This window comes from Gemmatimonadota bacterium (genome assembly GCA_041390125.1).
Taxonomy (GTDB): Bacteria; Gemmatimonadota; Gemmatimonadetes; order Longimicrobiales; family Gaopeijiaceae; genus JAGQIF01.
Genome location: JAWKQN010000007.1, coordinates 101,062 through 117,280, shown reverse-complemented (window position 1 = coordinate 117,280; position 16,219 = coordinate 101,062). Strand labels below are relative to the sequence as shown.

The following is a 16,219-nucleotide window of genomic DNA, read 5'->3' as shown; positions in this document are numbered from 1 at the left end:
TCAGGACGAGGGGGCGAGCGCGCACGATCCGGCGCCCGCTCGTCGCTGTCAATGGTCCGCTGCGAAGCGGACGCCCACCTTCAGGGGACCAGCACCGTCGATCCGGTCGTGCGGCGTGCCTCGAGCGCGCGGTGGGCCTCCGCGGCCTCCCCCAGCGGAAAGCGCTGCGCCACGTCGATGCGCACCTTGCCCGAGGCGACGATGTCGATGACGTCGCGCGCGTTGGCCTGGAGCGCTTCATCGGTGGCGACGTGCGTCCCGAGGGTCGGTCTCGTCACGTACAGCGATCCCTTGCTGGCGAGCGTCCCCAGGCTGAAGCCGGTGACGGGCCCGGATGCGTTGCCGAAGCTCACGAGCAGTCCCCGCGGACGGAGCGAGTCCAGCGACGCCTCCAGCGTGGCGCGCCCGACGCCGTCGTAGACCACCGGCACGCCGGTGCCGTCGGTCAGCTCACGGACGCGCGCCGCCACGTCCTCGCGCGAGTAGTCGATGCAGTGATCGTAGCCGTGCGCGCGCGCCAGCTCGCACTTCTCGGGCGAGCCCGCGGTTCCGATCACCGTGGCTCCGAGCGCCTTCGCCCACTGGCCGGCGATCGATCCGACACCCCCGGCGGCCGCGTGGATGAGCACGGTGTCGCCGGGTTGGACCGCGTAGGTCTCCTTGAGCAGGTAGCGCACGGTCATGCCCTTGAGCATCATGGCCGCCGCGGTGTCGTCGGCCACGGTCTCCGGGATGCGCGTCACCCGGTTGGCGGGCATGACGCGCACCTCCGCGTAGGCGCCGAGCGGGCCGTTCCCGTAGGCGACCCGCTCTCCGGTCTTCAGGTGCTCCACGCCCTCCCCGACGGCCTCCACCACCCCGGCGGCCTCCAGGCCGAGGCCGGACGGGAGCGGCACGGGGTAGAGCCCGGACCGGTGGTAGGTGTCGATGTAGTTGAGGCCGATCGCGGTGTGGCGCAGGCGGATCTCGCCCGGCCCGGGCTCGGTGACGGTCCCGGACTCGAGCTTCATGACCTCGGGACCGCCGGTCTCGTGGATGCGGATGACGTTCATGCGGACCTCGGTGGGCGGACGGGCGGGAGAGGCACGTCCGCGGTCGGGCGTCGGTCCGCGCGGGGCGCGGAGCGGCGGCAGCGGGCGTCGAGCCTGAAGGTAACCCGGAGCCGGGCGCCGGAAACCCCGGGCGCCCGGCCCTCGTCGGGGTGCGGAGCGGCGGCGATCCGGCCCCCGGGCCGGCGCCGATCCGCTAGATTGAAGCATCGCCCACCCGAGCAGGAGCGCGCCGCCATGAGCCTGATGGACAACGTCAAGAAGGGGATCGCCAAGGCCAAGGAGGAGGCGCAGGAGCTCGCGCAGGTGACCCGCCTGAAGGCGGACATCGCCCGGCTCAACGGGCAGCGTCGCGATCTCTTCCGTGAGATGGGGGAGGAGGTCTTCGCCCTCTACCAGCGCAGTGAGCCCATCCCGGGCTTCGAGACCAAGTGCGACGCGGTGGCCGCCATCTCCGAGGAGGTGGCCCGCAAGGAGCGCGAGGTGGAGGAGCTGCGCGCCGAGTAGCGCCGCCCGCCGGCCACCGGCTCAGCCGGCGGTCACGTCGATCTCGACGGATTCCCGGACGGTGCCGCTCACGGCCGTGACGCGGTAGCGACCCGCGCGCGCGGCCGTGAAGCGCCCGTCGTCGGTGATCCGGGCGGAGCCGGCGCCTTCGCCTCCGACCGACCGGACCTCCCACAGCACCGCCGCATCCTCGAGCGGGCGTCCCCGCGCGTCCCGGGCCTCGGCCACGAGCGCGATCTCCGCGCCCGCGCGGATCGGCCCGTCCGGCACGGTGACGCGCAGCCGTCGGACCGGATTGGCCTCCACCTCCAGGGCCAGCGTATCCGCCTGCGCGTCCGCCTGCGCGTACACCTGCACGGTGCCGGGCGCGAAAAGGCTGAGGCGTCCGCCGGACTGCACGCGCGCCACGGCGGGATTGCTGGTGCTCCAGTGCACCTCCGCATCCGCGGGGGCGCCCGTGGTGGAGCGCACGTCCGCCTCCAGCAGGAACGACGTGCCCGTGTACGGGGCGAACCGGGGCTGGGCGATCGCGAGAGATCCGACGCGGCTGCGCACCTCGACCGGCACCTCGGCGATGAGCGTCCAGTTGGGCTCGTCGCCCACCACCGCGGGCAGCCCGGCGAAGACTGCGAGCGTGGCGGCACCGGGCTCGAGTCCCCACAGCTCGTAGCTCTCGGGTTGCCGCTCCTTGATGGACCGCACGTCGGCGCCGCCTTCGGCGCCGATTCCCCACTCGGCCCCTTCCACCACGACCCCGGCGGAGTCCCGCAGGACCCCGCGGACCACGATGGTGTCGCCGACCTCCACCATCAGTGGGGAGGGGGACAACTCGACCGAGGCGACCCGGGCCGCGGCCACGCGCGCCGGATCGGGCGCGGGCTCCGGCGGGCGCGGCGCCGGCGGGGGCGGGGCTCCGCCGCACGCGCCGAGGAGCGTGGCGGCGCACAGGAGCACGACGGGGCGGGTTCGCATGGCGCTGACCGGTTGGAGAGATGCGGGGAACGAGGACCCCGGGGTCGGGAACGCGAGGGCGCCCTGCCCGGGGTGGGCGGGCCGACTGTGCTACGCGACGCGCCCTTCCGGGTTTCATCCGGAACCCCGTGCTCGGCGAGGGGTGCCGGGCAGCTCCGCCTCCCGCGCGCGCCTCGCCGCCGACCCCACGCGGCTCCGGACGGGGCACTGGACACCCCCGGAGGCCCCGTCTAGAATCGGGACCGCTCGGCGGGAGCAGGGCCTGCGGGCCCGTGCCGCACGAGCCGACGGACTCCTTTCGACCGCGGTCGACCGGACCAACCCTGGGACTGCGCCGCGCGTCGAAGGACCCGCGCACGAGTCGCACCAGGGACGCGCCCGACCCGTGGGACGCTCCGCCGCGCCCTGCCCGGAGCCCGCGGGGACGCGCAGACGTGAGAGGAGGCAGTGACGAGTGTTCTCGGTCGACGGAGTGACCAAGCGCTTCGGCGATCTCACCGCGGTCGACACGTTGAGCTTCGAGATCCACCGCGGCGAAGTGGTCGGATTCCTCGGCCCCAACGGGGCCGGCAAGACCACCACCATGCGGATGATCGTCGGCGGCCTCGAGCCGGACGAGGGCCGCATCCTGTTCGACGGCCGCCCCCTCCAGGACGACCTGATCGGAGCCCGTCGCAGGATCGGCTTCCTCCCCGAGGCCAACCCGCTGTACGACGGCATGCTGGTCTGCGAGTACCTCGAGCACGTGGGTCGCTTGCGCGAGCTGGAGGGAGAGACGCTCCGGCGCGCCGTGCGTGAGGCGGCGGACGAGACGGACCTCGGCGCCGTCTTCTTCCGGCCCATCGGGGAGCTGTCCAAGGGCTACCGACAGCGCGTGGGGCTGGCCGGAGCCATCCTGCACAAGCCCGAGCTGTTGGTGCTCGACGAGCCCACCGAAGGACTCGATCCGAACCAACGCGTCGAGATCCGCAGGCTGGTGAGCACGCTCGGCCGCGAGCGCACCGTGCTGCTGAGCACCCACGTGATGCAGGAGGTGGAGGCCACCTGTTCGCGTTTGTTGATCCTGTCCGCGGGTCGGCTCATCGCCGACGGCACCGTGCAGGACCTCGCCGCGGCCCGTTCCGGCGGAGTCACGCTGGTGGTGGAGGCGGAAGGGGTCGACGTGGAGGCGTCCCTGGCCGCACTCGACGGCGTCGCCGCCACCCACGCGGAAGCCCTCCCCGGCCGCACCCGGGTGACCCTCCAGACCATCGGCGGCCTCGAGCTGCGTCCCCGGATCTTCGAGCTGGCCAAGGATCGCGCCTGGACGCTGTGGGAGCTGCGCCAGGAGCGCGCCAACCTGGAGGATCTCTTCCGGCGGCTGACCTCCGGGGAGGAGGTCTGATGCGACACGTCTGGACCCTGGCGCGCCGGGAGCTGCGCTCCTTCTTCGATCATCCCACGGCGTACGTGCTCCAGATCGCGTTCCTGGTGCTGGCCCTCTTCCTGGCCATCCGGAGCATCTACGCCAACTCGCTGGCGACCCTGCGGCCGCTCTTCGACCTGTTGCCGTGGCTGTTCGCCATCTTCGTCCCGGCGATCACCATGCGCTCCTTCGCGGAGGAGCGGCAGGCGCGTACGCTCGAGTGGCTGCTCGTGCAGCCGTTCGACGAGCGCGCCCTCATCGCCGGGAAGTTCCTCGGCAACTGGCTGTTCGTGGTGTTCACGCTGGCGTGCACGCTTCCCCTGGCGCTGGGCGTGCTGCTGGTCTCCGACGCCGACCCGGGCATCGTGGTGGCCCAGTACACGGGCTCCGCCCTGCTCGCAGCCCTCCTGGTCGCGCTGGGCCTGTGGGCCTCCTCCGTCACCCGCAACCAGATCACCGCGTTCATCCTCGCCACGGCGCTGACGCTGCTGCTCGTGCTGCTGGGCGCGCCCGTCGTCCGGGTGGGACTGCCGCCCCGGATCGCGGGGCTGTTCGGCGAGCTGGGGGTGATGCGCCACTTCGAGGGCGTGGCTCGGGGCGTGCTCGACCTGCGCGACGTGCTGTACTTCGCGGCCGGCACGGCCTTCTTCCTGGTCCTGGCCGGCTTCTTCGTCGCACGCGAGCGGCTCAGTCCCGCGCGAGCCGCGTTCCGGCGGCTGCGGCTGGGCACGGCCGCGAGCGCGGTGCTGGCCGTCCTCGTGGTGCTGCTGGGCAACAACGTGCCCGGGCGGCTCGACCTCACCCGCGACAACCTCTACACCCTGTCGGCGGGCACGCGCTCGATCGTACGCGGGCTCGACGACCTCGTGACCATCAAGCTGTTCATCTCCCGCGAGCTCCCGCTGGAGGTGCAGTCGACCGTGCGCGACGTGCGCGACCTGATCGGAGACATCCGCGCGGCATCCGACGGTCGGGTCGCGGTCGAAGAGGCCGACCCGGATCGCGACGACGCCGCAGCCGAGGAGGCGCAGTCCTTCGGGATCACGCCCATCGAGTTCAACGTGCTCCGCGACGACGAGTTCCAGGTCCGGCGGGGTTGGTTCGGCCTGGCCATCCAGTACGCCGACGCGCGCGAGGTCATCCCCATCGTGGACCGCACCGACGACCTGGAGCTGCGCCTGGCGACCGCCATCGGCTCCATGACGCGCGAGGGCACTCCGACGATCGGGTGGGCCACCGGATCCGGCATGCGCTCCCAGTTCGAGTTCCAGCTCGTCCGTCAGGTGCTCTCGGAGCGTTGGGCGTTCGAGCCCGTCGCGCTGGAGCCCGACAGCACGGGCGCCGTGGCCGCCATCGAGGGGATCGATCTCCTCGTGCTCGCATCGCCGTCGACACCCCTGGCCGACGCCGCCGTCCGTCGGGTCGAGGAGTTCGTCGCGGCGGGCAACCCCGCCCTGCTGTTGCTGGAGAGCCATCAGCTCTCGCCGCAGGCGCCCACGACCATGCCCATCCAGACCGGTCTGGACGGCTTCCTCGAGTCGCATGGGGTGCGCATCGGGCAGGGCATCGTGTACGACCTGCGCTCGGCCCAACGGATCTCGATGGGGCAGCAAGGGATGTTCAGCCTGATCCGTGCGTATCCCTGGTGGCCCATCGCCTTCCCCGCCGCGGACCACCCCACCGTGCGCGACCTGTCGGCGCTGACGTTCGGGTGGGCCGCTCCGGTCGAGACGCTCGACAGCACGCGCGTGACGCCGCTATGGACCACGAGCGAGGCCGGCGGCGTCCAGCCTGCCGGTGGCTCGGTGGCACCCGAGATCCCGCTGACGCCGGATCCCGAGGCGCTGGGGCCCGTGACCCTGGCGGTGGCGGTCGAGCCCGACTCCGGTTCAGCGGACGGGCGTCTGATCGTGACCGGTGACGCCTCCTTTCTCGAGGATCAGTTCGTGCGCGCCGACCCCCAGGGTCTGGCGTTCCTGGCCAACGCGGCGGACTGGTTGGGGCAGGACGAGAGCCTCATCGATATCCGCTCGAAGAACCGGGTGCCCCCTCCCCTCGTCTTCTCCTCGGAGTGGGCGCAGGACGTCCTGAAGTGGGGGTGCTTGCTGGGTGTGCCCGGACTGCTCGTCCTGTTCGGCGCGGCGCGGGTGGGCGGGCGCGTGGGTCGCGCTCGCCGTCACTGGTCGGAGGTGGCATGAGCGAACGCACGTTGAGGCGGATCCTGACGGCGCTCGCGGTGGTGCTGCTCCTCTACTCGGCGCTCGAGATCGTTGCCCGCGTCCGTCGCGGCTCGACCGCGGGAGGCGGCGGGTTCGCGCGCGTGCTGGCCGGCCTCGACACGGCCACCCTGAACCGGGTGCGCATGGAAGGGCCGGCCGACACGGTGCTGCTCGAACGGGCGGGAGAGCGGTGGACGGCCAATGGCCATCCGACCGATCCCGCAGCCGTCTCCCGTCTCTTCCGAGCGCTCGCCACGTCCGAGGTGGGCGCGGTGGCCGCCAACAACCCCGCCAACCACGAGCGGCTGGGCGTGGCGGGCGCCGACGCCTGGACGCTGCGCTTCGAGTCGGTCGACGGGCATCCGATGGAGATCGTGCTGGGCAAGACCGGAACCCGGTTCGGGACGGCTTTCGCGCGGCTCCCGGGCGAGGACGCCGTGATCACGTTGATCGGCGACCTGCGTCCCAGTGTCGTCAAGCCGCTCGATCAGTGGCGCGACCGCAGGGTGGCCCGCGTGGACACCGGACGCGTCGTCCGGCTGGAGGTGACCACCGCGTCGGGGGACTACGTGCTGCAGCGCGGAGACAACCGCTGGAGCCTCGGTGCCGCGCCCGCCGATTCCTTCACCGTCGCCATGATGCTGGGTGAGCTGGCCGACGTGGATGCCACCGGCTTCGCGGACGGCGAGATGGCCCCGGCGGGGGAGCGGCGTACGCTCGTGGCGGTGGCCGAGGGGGCCGACACGGTGCTGGCGCTGGAAGGCTGGGTGGGCCTGGACGCGTTCGTGGTGCGGCGCGCTCGGGACGCGACGCTCTACGAGCTGTCGGCCTGGCGCGGCGACCGGATGATGCCACCGCCCGATTCGGTGCGCGCCCGCTGAGGCCCGGGAGGGACGCCCGGCTCCTCAGACCTCGGTGACGATCTCCCAGGCGGGCCACTCCTGCCAACGCCCGCGCGTGAAGTCGGGAAACGCCTGCGGAGCGCCGCCCTGCGCGACCGACCGCTGCGACAACTCGACCACCGCGGACAGGGCGGCCGCGTCGTAGACGTTCATGTCGGTGGGCAGTCCGTTGCGCAGGCAGTAGATCAATCGCTGGTCCTCCAGGAAGTCCATGCCTCCGTGTCCCGGGCGCTCGGCCTGGGCCTCCAGCTCGCGGACCCACAGGGGGTGTTCGTACTCCGCCCGGAACTCGTCGGGCGAGGACCAGCGATGGGGTGCGCTCACCCCTTCGACGTAGACCCGGTCCGGGTAGCCCTGGAAGAGCCCGCGCGTCCCCTGCACCATGTGGATCCGCGAGTAGGGTCGCGGCAGGTTGGTGTCGTGGCCGACGTAGATGGTGCGGCCCCGCGCCGTCTGGATGAGGCTCACGTTCACGTCCCCCAGGGCGTAGCGCTCGGCGCGCTTGGGGTGGCCTTCCGGATAGTGCTCGCGCGCCCAGTCCTGCAGCCCGCGCGATGGGCTGCTCATGGACACCAGGGTCTGGAAGCGGTCCCCGCGGTTGATGTCCATGCAGTTGGCGACCGGGCCCAGCCCGTGGGTGGGATACAGGTTGGCGTTGGTCGTCTTCGACCATTCGCGCCGCCAGAGCCCTTCCCCCTCGTCGGCGAACTTGATCTCCCGCAGGTCGTGGAGATAGCCACCCTCCCCGTGCACGACCTCCCCCAGCAGGCCCCGACGCACCATGTGCAGGACCATGAGCTCGGAGCGGTCGTAATTGCAGTTCTCCATCATGACGCAGTGGCGCTGGTGGCGCTCCGCGCTCTCGACCAGCGCCCAGCAGTCCTCCAGCGTCAGCGCGGCGGGGACCTCGGTGGCCGTGTGCTTCCCGTTGGCCATGGCCGCCAGCATGATCGGCACATGCCAGTTCCAGGGCGTGGCGTTGTAGACGAGGTCGAGCTCCTCTTCCGCGCACATGCGCTCGAAGTCCCGTTCGCCCCGCGTGTAGAGGGTGGGGGCCGCTCGTCCCTTCGCCACCGCCTGGTCCCGCGCCCGCTCCGCGTGCTCGGGGCGGATGTCGCAGACCGCCGTGAGCTGCACGCCTTCGATCTCCAGCAGGTTCTGCACATGGACCGATCCCATCCCCCCGACGCCCACGAAGCCGACGCGCACGGTGGACAGCGGGGGTGCGCGGAAGGGCTCCGCCGGCGCGGGAGCCGTCGGCCCCTGCGCCGATGACGTGCCGGCGGCCGCCTCGCTCTGACACGCGCCGACGAACGCCGCCGCCCCCAGACCGGCGAGCCCGAGACGGAGTGCGTCGCGCCTCGCCACGTCGCGTACGACAACGGGAGGTTCGGTCGGAGGCAGGGCGCGATCGTCCATGGTCGACATCTACTGGAAGAGGGTGAGCTGCATCGGCACGGGCGGCCGCAGCGGATCGGCACTTTGGTTCCTTCCGCTCCGTCGCCGACCCGGAAAGGGCCACGGGGGAACCCGGTCCACGCGCTCGCGGAGGGAGCGACGATGGCGGATGGGTCGGTCGGTGCATGCGACGGGATCGCACCCCGCCAGATGTGCCCAGCGACGCCAGGACGGACCGTGCCCGTGGCGACCGCTGACGAGGTAGTCGGCGGCGTGGGCCATCTCGTGCGCCAGCGTCTCCACCATCTCCCGATCGTTGTCCGGAAGCATGAGGTCGACGTTGAGCGCCAGCTCGACGACCACCCGGCGACCGAAGCGGAGCGCAGGGACCATCTGGCCGAGGCGCGAGACCATCCGCGCGCTGAGGCGCACGGGAAGGTCATCCGGCAGAAGTCGAGAGAAACGCTGGCGATTCAGGTGCCGGTACAGGCGTCGCAGGAAGCGTAGCTGGGCGTCGGTCGCCACACAGGGACCGGGCTCCAGACGGAGCAACCGACGGTCGCCGGCCTGAAGAGCGATCTCCTCCATGGCGGACTCGAGGCCGGGCCAGTTGCGCACCGTCGCCGTGGCCTGGCGGTAGTGCGCAGAGGAGGAGCGGGCGCTGCTGGCGATGACGGCGAACGCCTCCAGGACGTGCCGCGGTGCCTTGCGGTAGCCGACATGGAGGTTGAGCACATTCCCGCCCTGCGTGAGCGACCAGATGGTGCTCTTGTTCGCGCGAAAGCGGATCTCCTTCAGTCGTCTGGCACCGCGCTTGCGAAGCAGCGCCAAAATCTCGGCTTCTGAATGGGAGGCGGCCACCGGCGAACACGAAGGCAGAGGTGGGTGGGACCCCGGGAGGGACAGCATACCAGACCTCGTTCCGGGATCACAACCCTGGCTGGAGTGGTCGCTCACGCTCGAGAACACCAGGAGCGGGGAGTAGTCGACGGCGGACACCGTATACAGTGGCGCACTTGCGCAACGGTGCAATATATTGTATCCGACGTCTTAACCAGGATTGGGTGCGCTCGGTGGGCGCACTCGGATCGGCACCCCAACAGGAAGGGTCAGATGGCTGCAACCCGGAAGCGCGCGGCGAAGAAATCGACGCGCCGGAAAGCCACTGCGCGGAAGGCCACGAAGAAGAAGGCCACGAAGCGCAAGGCAACGAAGCGGAAGGCCACCAAGCGCAAGGCCGCCACCAAGCGGAAGGCGACCAAGCGGAAGGCCACGAAGCGGAAGGCCACCAAGCGCAAGGCCACCAAGAAGAAGGCCACCAAGCGCAAGGCTACGAAGCGGAAGGCCACCAAGAAGAAGGCCACGAAGCGGAAGGCCACCAAGCGCAAGGCCACCAAGAAGAAGGCCACCAAGCGCAAGGCCACGAAGCGGAAGGCCACCAAGAAGAAGGCCACGAAGCGGAAGGCCACCAAGCGCAAGGCCACCAAGAAGAAGGCCACCAAGCGCAAGGCTACGAAGCGGAAGGCCACCAAGCGGAAGGCGACCAAGAGGAAGTCGCCCGCCCGCAAGGCGACCGCTCGTAAGACCACGGCTCGGAAGACTGCTTCTCCCCCGGCTGCCTCTTGACCGGATCCTGAGCCGAAAGGGGGCTCGACCAGCCGGTCGAGCCCCCTTCGTCGTTTCCATCCCTCCTGCGCCGGCCCCGTCGCCGACCGCCACCCGCGTTCAGCGGACGCGCCAGCTCACCATCCCACGCAGGTTGAACAGGGCTTCGCTGCGACGCCCCGCGGCGCTGGGACGCACGATCCCGAGCGGCGAGTAGAAGACCTCCCCGGACACCGACCACGCGTCGGACGCGCGGACCCGCACCCCCGCCGTACCGGCGCCGGTCCATCCGGACGCCGCCAGGTCGCGTCGATCCTCGAGACCCGAGTATCGCGCCCGCACGGCGAAGACCATGTCGAGGTACTGGAGGGAGCCCCCGACATACGGTTCCACCCGTCCGCGCGGGAACGCCGCCGCGACCTCCACACCCGCGTAGCGCTCCGTCACCTCGTCCTCCGACGGCGCCTCGCATCCGAACGGGTTGCGCAGCGGGTCCGCTCCGAAGGACACGGTCTCCGCGTCGCAGGTGATGTCGCCCTCCACCCGTCCGACCTGCCCGAACGCGCGCGCGCCGACCCGGACGGACGGACGCTCCAGCAGCGGGAGTCCCGCCCCGAAGGACACCAGCAGCGGTCGCGCGCCTCCGACCTCCAGGGGCGGGACGATGCCCGCGGACACGGAGACTCCGCCGGCGAGCCAGACCGTGGCCCGCACCCGACCGAACACGGGCGTCTTGTTCGTATCCTCCAGCTTCGTGCCGTTGAAGCCGAGGCGGCGTTCGTCGTCGGAGAGCTGCGGCACCCATCCGCCCTCCAGCGCGAGGTCCACCGCACCAACGTCGCGACGCTCCGGCGGCCCGAAGCCGGTGAGCAGGGAGACGGAGGTGTAGTACTTCATGCCCCAGGCCTCGGGGCAGTCGAAGTCCAGGAGCTCGCGGTTGCATGACTGCGCGGCCAGCGGCGCGCTTCCCAGCGCGGCGGCCAGCAGCATCCCCGCTCCCCACACGGTCCCTCGCAGGTTCATCGCCTCGCCTTCAGGTTGAGGTAGAGATCGAATTCGTTCGCGTTGCGGACGGCGCCGAGCGCGGCGGAGTAGGGTTCGATGCCGAGCTCCTGGAACGTGAACGTGCCGGTGGCCTCCACGTCCAGCAGGTCGCCCTCCAGCGAGAAACGGAGCGGCAGCTCCGACCGCACGACGCGATCCCGCACGGTCAGCTCGACGACCGCGGTCCATGGAAAGGCCGTGCCGCCGAGCAGCCGCCCTCCCTCCCGCACGTCGACGAGGCGCACCTCGATCCACGGGAAGCGCTCCTGGTCCAGCTGGTCTTCGCTCCGCATGGCTGCGGCAATCTCGGAGCGGTCGTCCTCGCCGGGGCTGCCGAGCTCGTCTTCGACGCCGAGCTCGGCCAGCCGCTGCGCCCAGCGAGCCCGGTGCTCCGGAGCGTCGACCACCAGCCCCGCCACGGGAATCCGCAGGTGGAAGGAGGCTTCGGGCGGTCGGCTGGAGGCGACGTCGAGCGTCGCGTCGTATCCGGTGGCGACGACCAGGTGGTTGTGCGCCAACCGGGCGGCGAAACCGGCCCGGTGGGTGACCACCGCCACCACCGACGCCTCCCGATCGATCTCGAAGGGGGTGGCCTCCCCGGAGCCCGGGGCTGCGGCCTGCAGGAGGAGTGCGGCGAAGAGGAGTGGGGCCATGGGACGTCCGACCGGGCTGAAGGTTCAAGCTTTAACCATATGCGCCCCGGGAAGATCCCTCTTTCAACGAGAGCAGAGGAGGGCGGGGATTTGCCTCGCGTCCTCCCCGGCCGGATCTTCCCCTCCGCCCGCACCCGCTCCGGAGGTCCGCATGCGCCGCTCCGTCCCCACCCGACCCCGTCCGCTCACCCGTCCCCTCCTGGGAGCCGTCGTGCTGCTGTTCCAGGGTGCCTGCGCACCCCCGCCACCCGCCGACGCGGCCGCAGCCTCCGCCCAGGCCGCTCCCCGGCTCGGGTACGAGTGGACGGAGGACGAGGTCTGGGATGCGGTGACGGCAGTGCGGGCCGGCCGGGACCTGAACCCGGCGCGCTGGCCGGGCGGAGCCCGCGTGGCCGTGCTGCTCTCGTTCGACGTAGACAACGAGACGGTGCAGGGACTGCGGACGGGCGACCCCACGGTCGGCTCGTTGTCGCAGGGCGAGTACGGCGCCCGCGTGGCGCTCCCGCGCATCGTGGAGCTGCTCGATCGGCACCAGATCCCGGCGTCGTTCTTCATCCCGGCCTGGAGCATGCGCATCAGCCCCCAGATGAAGGACGTGATCCAACGCTCGGGGCGACACGAGATCGCCATCCACGGCTGGATCCACGAGCTGAACACCACGCTGGACGCCGATACCGAGGAGCGCCTGCTCCAGCAGGCGCTCGACTACTACACGGAGCTGCTCGGCGAGCGGCCGGTGGGCTACCGCGCCCCCTCGTGGAACTTCAGCCCCAACACCCTCTCGATCCTGCGCCGGCTCGGCTTCCTCTACGACTCGTCGCTGATGGCGGACGAGCGGCCCTACGAACTCGTGCAGGACGGCGAGCCGACGGGCCTGGTGGAGCTTCCGGTGGAGTGGATCCTGGACGACGCGCCGCTCTTCAACCCACGCGGCAACTCGTTCGCACCGCCGCGCGACGTGATGCAGATCTGGATCGACGAGTTCGACAAGGCGTGGGAGGAGGGCACGACCTTCACCCTGACCATGCATCCGCACATCAGCGGACACCGCTCGCGCATCGTGGCGCTCGAAGGCCTGATCGACCACATCCGCTCCAAGCCGGGCGTCTGGTGGGGCACGCACCGCGAAGCGGTCGAGTGGTCCATGGAGCAGGCCGGGATGGCGCCCGTGGGGGTCGCGGCACCCGCGCCCTGACCGGCGCGGCACACGCCCGCCACGCCTGCGGCTCTTCCCCCATCCGCGCGGTGTAGCAGTCCGACAAGACGGAGCGCCGCCCGGCCGGACGGTCGGGCGGTCGCCTCCTGGCACCACGACCGCTCCATGACGCTCTCGACGGGTTCGGCCCCACGCGTGGCCGGGCCCTTTCTTCGTGGACCTCGCGCCCGACGGGCGCCGGGACGTCACGCGGTTCGCTCGCTCCCCCACCACCCCGCGCCACCGTCCACTCCGGCACCCGCTCCGCGCGTGTGGACCCCCGGGGTCGCGGCCGGCCATCCCGGCCTGCCGCCGCTCCGCCCGTTCCGGCGGACACTCCTTGCTCGACGCGCGCGCGTCGGGAGACTCCATGCTGTCCTTGCTCGCGTTCCTGCAGGTCACTCCGTCGCCTGCCTCCTCGCCCCCTCCTCCCTCGTCTTCCGTGTTGTCGTCGCTTCCGACCGACCCGCTCTCCCTCGTGGTGATCGTCCTCATCCTGGTGTCGGCCGGGCTCATCCTCCACTACGGCCGCGACCGCAGCGGCACGCCGCCGCGCCGGTGACCCGGCCGCGGGTCGCGGCCATCGACAGGGGCGTCGCACCGGGCTAGCCTGGACCTCCACGCGCAGACGCTGCGGCGGAGGGTCGTGGCGCGCGCACGGACCGGAGGACCGGGATGGCCAGGGTGGTGGGGTTGGGAGGTGCGTTCCTCACGGCGGACGATCCGGCGGCGCTGGCGGCGTGGTATGCGCGCTGGCTGCGCTTCGACGTGCAGCCGGAGGGCGGAGCCCGTTTCGAAGCCAGTGCCGTGCCGGCCGGCGGCTACGCGGTGTTCAGCCTGTTCCCGCGTGACCCGGCGTACTTCACGCCGTCACGAAGTCCCTTCATGGTGAACCTGATGGTGGACGACCTGCGGGGTGCGCTTGCCCAGGTGGTGGAAGGAGGAGGCACCGTGGTGGGCGATCCCGAGGACTGGCCGTACGGCCGGTTCGGGTGGTTCCTGGACCCGGAAGGCAACAAGGTCGAGCTCTGGGAGCCGCGCGTCCCGGACGAGGGCTGAGCGCGGGAAGGCCGATCGGGTGGCCGGGCCCCTGAGATGGGCCCGGCCGTACCCGGGTCAGCTCGGCTTCAGGAAGATCTGGACGACACCGTTGGCCGCCTCTTCTCCCCAGATCCTGGCGGCCGCCTCGCCCTTGATGATCTCGATGCGGTCGACGCGCTCGGGCGCGATCTCCTTGATCGCGTCCGGCGATGCGAGCCGTTCTCCGTCGACGACGATCAGCGGAGCGTCTGCCGATTGCACGTCGATGGCTCGCGGGTCCGGGCTCCGTGGGGAGTCCGGGCTCCACGAAAGGAACCACCCCTTGGCCGCGCTCTCCCCGCTGCCCCCACCCTGCGCGTCCCCGTCCGCGAGCGCCTTCTCGGCCTTCTCGAGGCGTTCCTCGATCTCCGCCTGGAGCTGACGAGCCGCGACCAACTCGCGCTCGGCCCGCTCGCGCCTGGTGCGCGCCTGTTGCGCCACGACGGCCAGTTCGTCCCGGAGCCGCTTTCCGTCGGTCGCTGCGGCCTCGGAGATTTCCCCCAGCGGCTCCACCTGCGCGCGCATCGACCTGCGGGCCTCCACCATCTCCCGCCGAAGGCCTTCCATCTGCGCTTGCGCCTCGCGCAGCTCGACCCTCCGCACACGCTCGATGCGCCCACGCGCCCGTTCCGCCTCCCGGCGAGCGCGCTCCACCTCCTCACGCAGGCGCCGCTCGTCGAAGTGGAGGATCGGATCGTCCAGCGTGGTTCCGATCTCGATGCGCGTCGGCACCTCCTTGAAGCGCAGCTCGTGCACACGATCGTGCCGCGGCCCGAACTGGATGGTCACGAAGCGCGGCGCGAAGGCGAAGATGCCCACCAGCCCCGCCGCGATGGCGACGACCAGCGCGACGCGCGTGTAGCCCGCCATGGGCTGGACCCGCTCACGCATGCCCTCGATCCGGTCGCGCAGGAAGGAGCGGCGCTCCGCCAGCGCAGCCGCGGCGAACGGGAAGGGCGGCGCATCGGACGCGAGGCGAACCAGCAGCGACGCATAGGTCCTGCGGCCCGCCCCGCGGGCCAGCACGCGGGCGTCGCAGTCCAGCTCCACCGCTCGACGCAGGCGCAGCGCCTGCCACACGAGGGGGAGATTCCAGGGCAGGGCGACCACCAGAAGCGTCGCGAACGCGAGCAACCAGGGATCACGGGCACGCAGATGCTCCCGCTCGTGCTCGAGCACCAGCGCCATCTCGTCCGCGTGCAGGTCCAGGGCGCGTCGCGGGAGCACGATGGTGGGACGGAACAGCCCCACCACAGCGGGTCCGAAGCGGCGGGAAAGACGCACACGCGTGTCCAGCACCTCGGCTTCGGGCCAGCGGCGGCGGGCGGCGACCAGACGCACGGTGGCGACGATCGTGACACCGGCGGCGAGCAGGGTCAGCAGCAGCCAGACGGCGCTCAACACGCCGTCGGCAACGGCTCCCGCAGAGGTCGCGGGCAGCAACGCGGCCAGATCGCCCAGGCGGTCGGCACCCGTCTCCACCAGTGTGGGCGCCGGCTGCGCATCCGTGCCGGGAAGCGCCGGCAACGGCAGGCGCGGCAGGAACGGCACGGCCACCGTCAGCAGCAACGCCGCGACCCATACCCACCGTACAGGCTTGCCCTCCGTCCGCAACGCCCGCTCGGTGAGCCAGGCGAGGAGGGCCACGACGGCACCCACCGCCGCCGATCCGATCATGAACATCGTGGTCATCGTCCCCTTCCCTCCCCCTCCGCCGGCGCGTCGCCGGGCTCGAGCTCGTCGATGATCTCCTTCAGGCGCGCGATCTCGTCCGCGGTCAGGCTGCGGTCGGAGACCAGTCGCGCCACCATGAGATCCAGCGATCCGTGGAAGACCTTGTTCAGGATCCGGCTGAGCGCGCGCTCGCCTGCATCCTCGGGCGCCACCAGGGGCCGGTACCGATAGGCCCGGCCCTCGGCGTCGTGGGCGACGTGCCCCTTGTCCTCCAGGATCTGGAGGATCTTGAGCACGGTCGTGTACCCGACGTCACCCAGCTCCTCGCGCACCTCGGCCACCGTGCCCGAGCCCAGGCGCCAGAGCACGCTCATGACGTCGAGCTCGCGGTCGGTGAACACGATGGGACGTCGCTTGGCCACCTCTGCCTCCCCGCTGCGGTCCGGCTCCGCGCCCGGCGGAGCCTTGCTTACCCGGATCTTCGTAGATGATACGACGCCTGCATCCGGTTGTCTA

General features: G+C 71.4%; 16 protein-coding genes. 7 read left to right on the top strand and 9 right to left on the bottom strand.

The genetic code is table 11. From position 1 onward, the window contains the following. Nucleotides 1-80: 80 nt before the first annotated feature. On the bottom strand, nucleotides 81-1,052 hold the full coding sequence (locus tag R3E98_08505) for a quinone oxidoreductase (protein ID MEZ4423435.1): 972 nt from the start codon (nucleotides 1,050-1,052) through the stop codon (nucleotides 81-83). Nucleotides 1,053-1,286: 234 nt separating this feature from the next. Here R3E98_08505 and R3E98_08500 point away from each other — a divergent pair, with 234 nt between their 5' ends. Further along, nucleotides 1,287-1,556 carry a hypothetical protein gene (locus R3E98_08500; protein MEZ4423434.1) on the top strand — a complete coding sequence of 90 codons (270 nt, stop codon included), beginning with the start codon at nucleotides 1,287-1,289 and terminating at the stop codon, nucleotides 1,554-1,556. A gap of 21 nt (nucleotides 1,557-1,577) precedes the next feature. Here R3E98_08500 and R3E98_08495 read toward each other — a convergent pair whose 3' ends face one another. Next, nucleotides 1,578-2,528, bottom strand: coding sequence for a hypothetical protein (locus R3E98_08495; GenBank protein MEZ4423433.1), 951 nt, complete (start codon nucleotides 2,526-2,528; stop codon nucleotides 1,578-1,580). A gap of 454 nt (nucleotides 2,529-2,982) precedes the next feature. On the opposite strand from R3E98_08495, the gene R3E98_08490 reads away from it, so the two are divergent. From R3E98_08490 to R3E98_08480, 3 genes are read left to right on the top strand one after another with little or no spacing between them, the layout of a single operon-like run. Beyond that, the gene (locus tag R3E98_08490; protein MEZ4423432.1) at nucleotides 2,983-3,912 is read left to right on the top strand and encodes an ATP-binding cassette domain-containing protein; all 930 of its coding nucleotides are present in this window, start codon (nucleotides 2,983-2,985) and stop codon (nucleotides 3,910-3,912) included. Continuing rightward, a complete protein-coding gene (locus R3E98_08485; GenBank protein ID MEZ4423431.1) occupies nucleotides 3,912-6,131 on the top strand; it encodes a Gldg family protein in 2,220 nt (739 codons plus the stop codon). The genes R3E98_08490 and R3E98_08485 overlap by 1 nt, the downstream gene beginning before the upstream one ends. Next, complete coding sequence (locus R3E98_08480; GenBank protein ID MEZ4423430.1) at nucleotides 6,128-7,033, top strand: DUF4340 domain-containing protein; 906 nt, start codon at nucleotides 6,128-6,130, stop codon at nucleotides 7,031-7,033. The genes R3E98_08485 and R3E98_08480 overlap by 4 nt, the downstream gene beginning before the upstream one ends. A gap of 24 nt (nucleotides 7,034-7,057) precedes the next feature. Here R3E98_08480 and R3E98_08475 read toward each other — a convergent pair whose 3' ends face one another. The 5 genes from R3E98_08475 to R3E98_08455 all read right to left on the bottom strand — a co-directional run bounded on the left by R3E98_08475 (nucleotide 7,058) and on the right by R3E98_08455 (nucleotide 11,754). Beyond that, the gene (locus R3E98_08475; protein MEZ4423429.1) at nucleotides 7,058-8,473 is read right to left on the bottom strand and encodes a Gfo/Idh/MocA family oxidoreductase; all 1,416 of its coding nucleotides are present in this window, start codon (nucleotides 8,471-8,473) and stop codon (nucleotides 7,058-7,060) included. 9 nt (nucleotides 8,474-8,482) lie between these two features. After that, nucleotides 8,483-9,283 carry a SprT family zinc-dependent metalloprotease gene (locus tag R3E98_08470; protein MEZ4423428.1) on the bottom strand — a complete coding sequence of 267 codons (801 nt, stop codon included), beginning with the start codon at nucleotides 9,281-9,283 and terminating at the stop codon, nucleotides 8,483-8,485. A gap of 278 nt (nucleotides 9,284-9,561) precedes the next feature. Continuing rightward, on the bottom strand, nucleotides 9,562-10,020 hold the full coding sequence (locus R3E98_08465; GenBank protein MEZ4423427.1) for a hypothetical protein: 459 nt from the start codon (nucleotides 10,018-10,020) through the stop codon (nucleotides 9,562-9,564). Between the two features lie 157 nt (nucleotides 10,021-10,177). After that, on the bottom strand, nucleotides 10,178-11,080 hold the full coding sequence (locus tag R3E98_08460) for a hypothetical protein (protein MEZ4423426.1): 903 nt from the start codon (nucleotides 11,078-11,080) through the stop codon (nucleotides 10,178-10,180). Further along, complete coding sequence (locus R3E98_08455) at nucleotides 11,077-11,754, bottom strand: YceI family protein (GenBank protein MEZ4423425.1); 678 nt, start codon at nucleotides 11,752-11,754, stop codon at nucleotides 11,077-11,079. Before R3E98_08455 ends, R3E98_08460 begins: the two co-directional genes overlap by 4 nt. Nucleotides 11,755-11,905: 151 nt before the next feature. Between R3E98_08455 and R3E98_08450 the strand changes: the two genes are divergently transcribed. The 3 genes from R3E98_08450 (at nucleotide 11,906) to R3E98_08440 (ending at nucleotide 14,008) form a co-directional block, all read left to right on the top strand. Further along, nucleotides 11,906-12,949: a polysaccharide deacetylase gene (locus R3E98_08450; GenBank protein MEZ4423424.1), complete on the top strand. Its 1,044-nt coding sequence runs from the start codon at nucleotides 11,906-11,908 to the stop codon at nucleotides 12,947-12,949. Between the two features lie 340 nt (nucleotides 12,950-13,289). Further along, complete coding sequence (locus R3E98_08445; protein ID MEZ4423423.1) at nucleotides 13,290-13,511, top strand: hypothetical protein; 222 nt, start codon at nucleotides 13,290-13,292, stop codon at nucleotides 13,509-13,511. Nucleotides 13,512-13,624: 113 nt separating this feature from the next. Continuing rightward, nucleotides 13,625-14,008: a VOC family protein gene (locus R3E98_08440; GenBank protein MEZ4423422.1), complete on the top strand. Its 384-nt coding sequence runs from the start codon at nucleotides 13,625-13,627 to the stop codon at nucleotides 14,006-14,008. A 57-nt stretch (nucleotides 14,009-14,065) separates the two neighbouring features. Here the strand turns inward: R3E98_08440 and R3E98_08435 are convergent, their stop codons facing one another. Beyond that, nucleotides 14,066-15,721, bottom strand: coding sequence for a M56 family metallopeptidase (locus R3E98_08435; protein MEZ4423421.1), 1,656 nt, complete (start codon nucleotides 15,719-15,721; stop codon nucleotides 14,066-14,068). After that, nucleotides 15,718-16,125, bottom strand: a complete 408-nt coding sequence (locus R3E98_08430) for a BlaI/MecI/CopY family transcriptional regulator (protein ID MEZ4423420.1) — start codon at nucleotides 16,123-16,125, stop codon at nucleotides 15,718-15,720. Before R3E98_08430 ends, R3E98_08435 begins: the two co-directional genes overlap by 4 nt. Nucleotides 16,126-16,219: the final 94 nt, after the last annotated feature.

Excerpts from the sequence above, each read along its gene's own strand:
- R3E98_08485 (MEZ4423431.1), top strand. The coding sequence starts at position 3,912 with ATGCGACACGTCTGGACCCTGGCGCGCCGGGAGCTGCGCTCCTTCTTC.
- R3E98_08475 (MEZ4423429.1), bottom strand. The coding sequence starts at position 8,473 with ATGGACGATCGCGCCCTGCCTCCGACCGAACCTCCCGTTGTCGTACGC.
- R3E98_08480 (MEZ4423430.1), top strand. The coding sequence starts at position 6,128 with ATGAGCGAACGCACGTTGAGGCGGATCCTGACGGCGCTCGCGGTGGTG.
- R3E98_08450 (MEZ4423424.1), top strand. The coding sequence starts at position 11,906 with ATGCGCCGCTCCGTCCCCACCCGACCCCGTCCGCTCACCCGTCCCCTC.
- R3E98_08435 (MEZ4423421.1), bottom strand. The coding sequence starts at position 15,721 with ATGACCACGATGTTCATGATCGGATCGGCGGCGGTGGGTGCCGTCGTG.
- R3E98_08440 (MEZ4423422.1), top strand. The coding sequence starts at position 13,625 with ATGGCCAGGGTGGTGGGGTTGGGAGGTGCGTTCCTCACGGCGGACGAT.
- R3E98_08495 (MEZ4423433.1), bottom strand. The coding sequence starts at position 2,528 with ATGCGAACCCGCCCCGTCGTGCTCCTGTGCGCCGCCACGCTCCTCGGC.
- R3E98_08455 (MEZ4423425.1), bottom strand. The coding sequence starts at position 11,754 with ATGGCCCCACTCCTCTTCGCCGCACTCCTCCTGCAGGCCGCAGCCCCG.
- R3E98_08500 (MEZ4423434.1), top strand. The coding sequence starts at position 1,287 with ATGAGCCTGATGGACAACGTCAAGAAGGGGATCGCCAAGGCCAAGGAG.
- R3E98_08505 (MEZ4423435.1), bottom strand. The coding sequence starts at position 1,052 with ATGAACGTCATCCGCATCCACGAGACCGGCGGTCCCGAGGTCATGAAG.
- R3E98_08460 (MEZ4423426.1), bottom strand. The coding sequence starts at position 11,080 with ATGAACCTGCGAGGGACCGTGTGGGGAGCGGGGATGCTGCTGGCCGCC.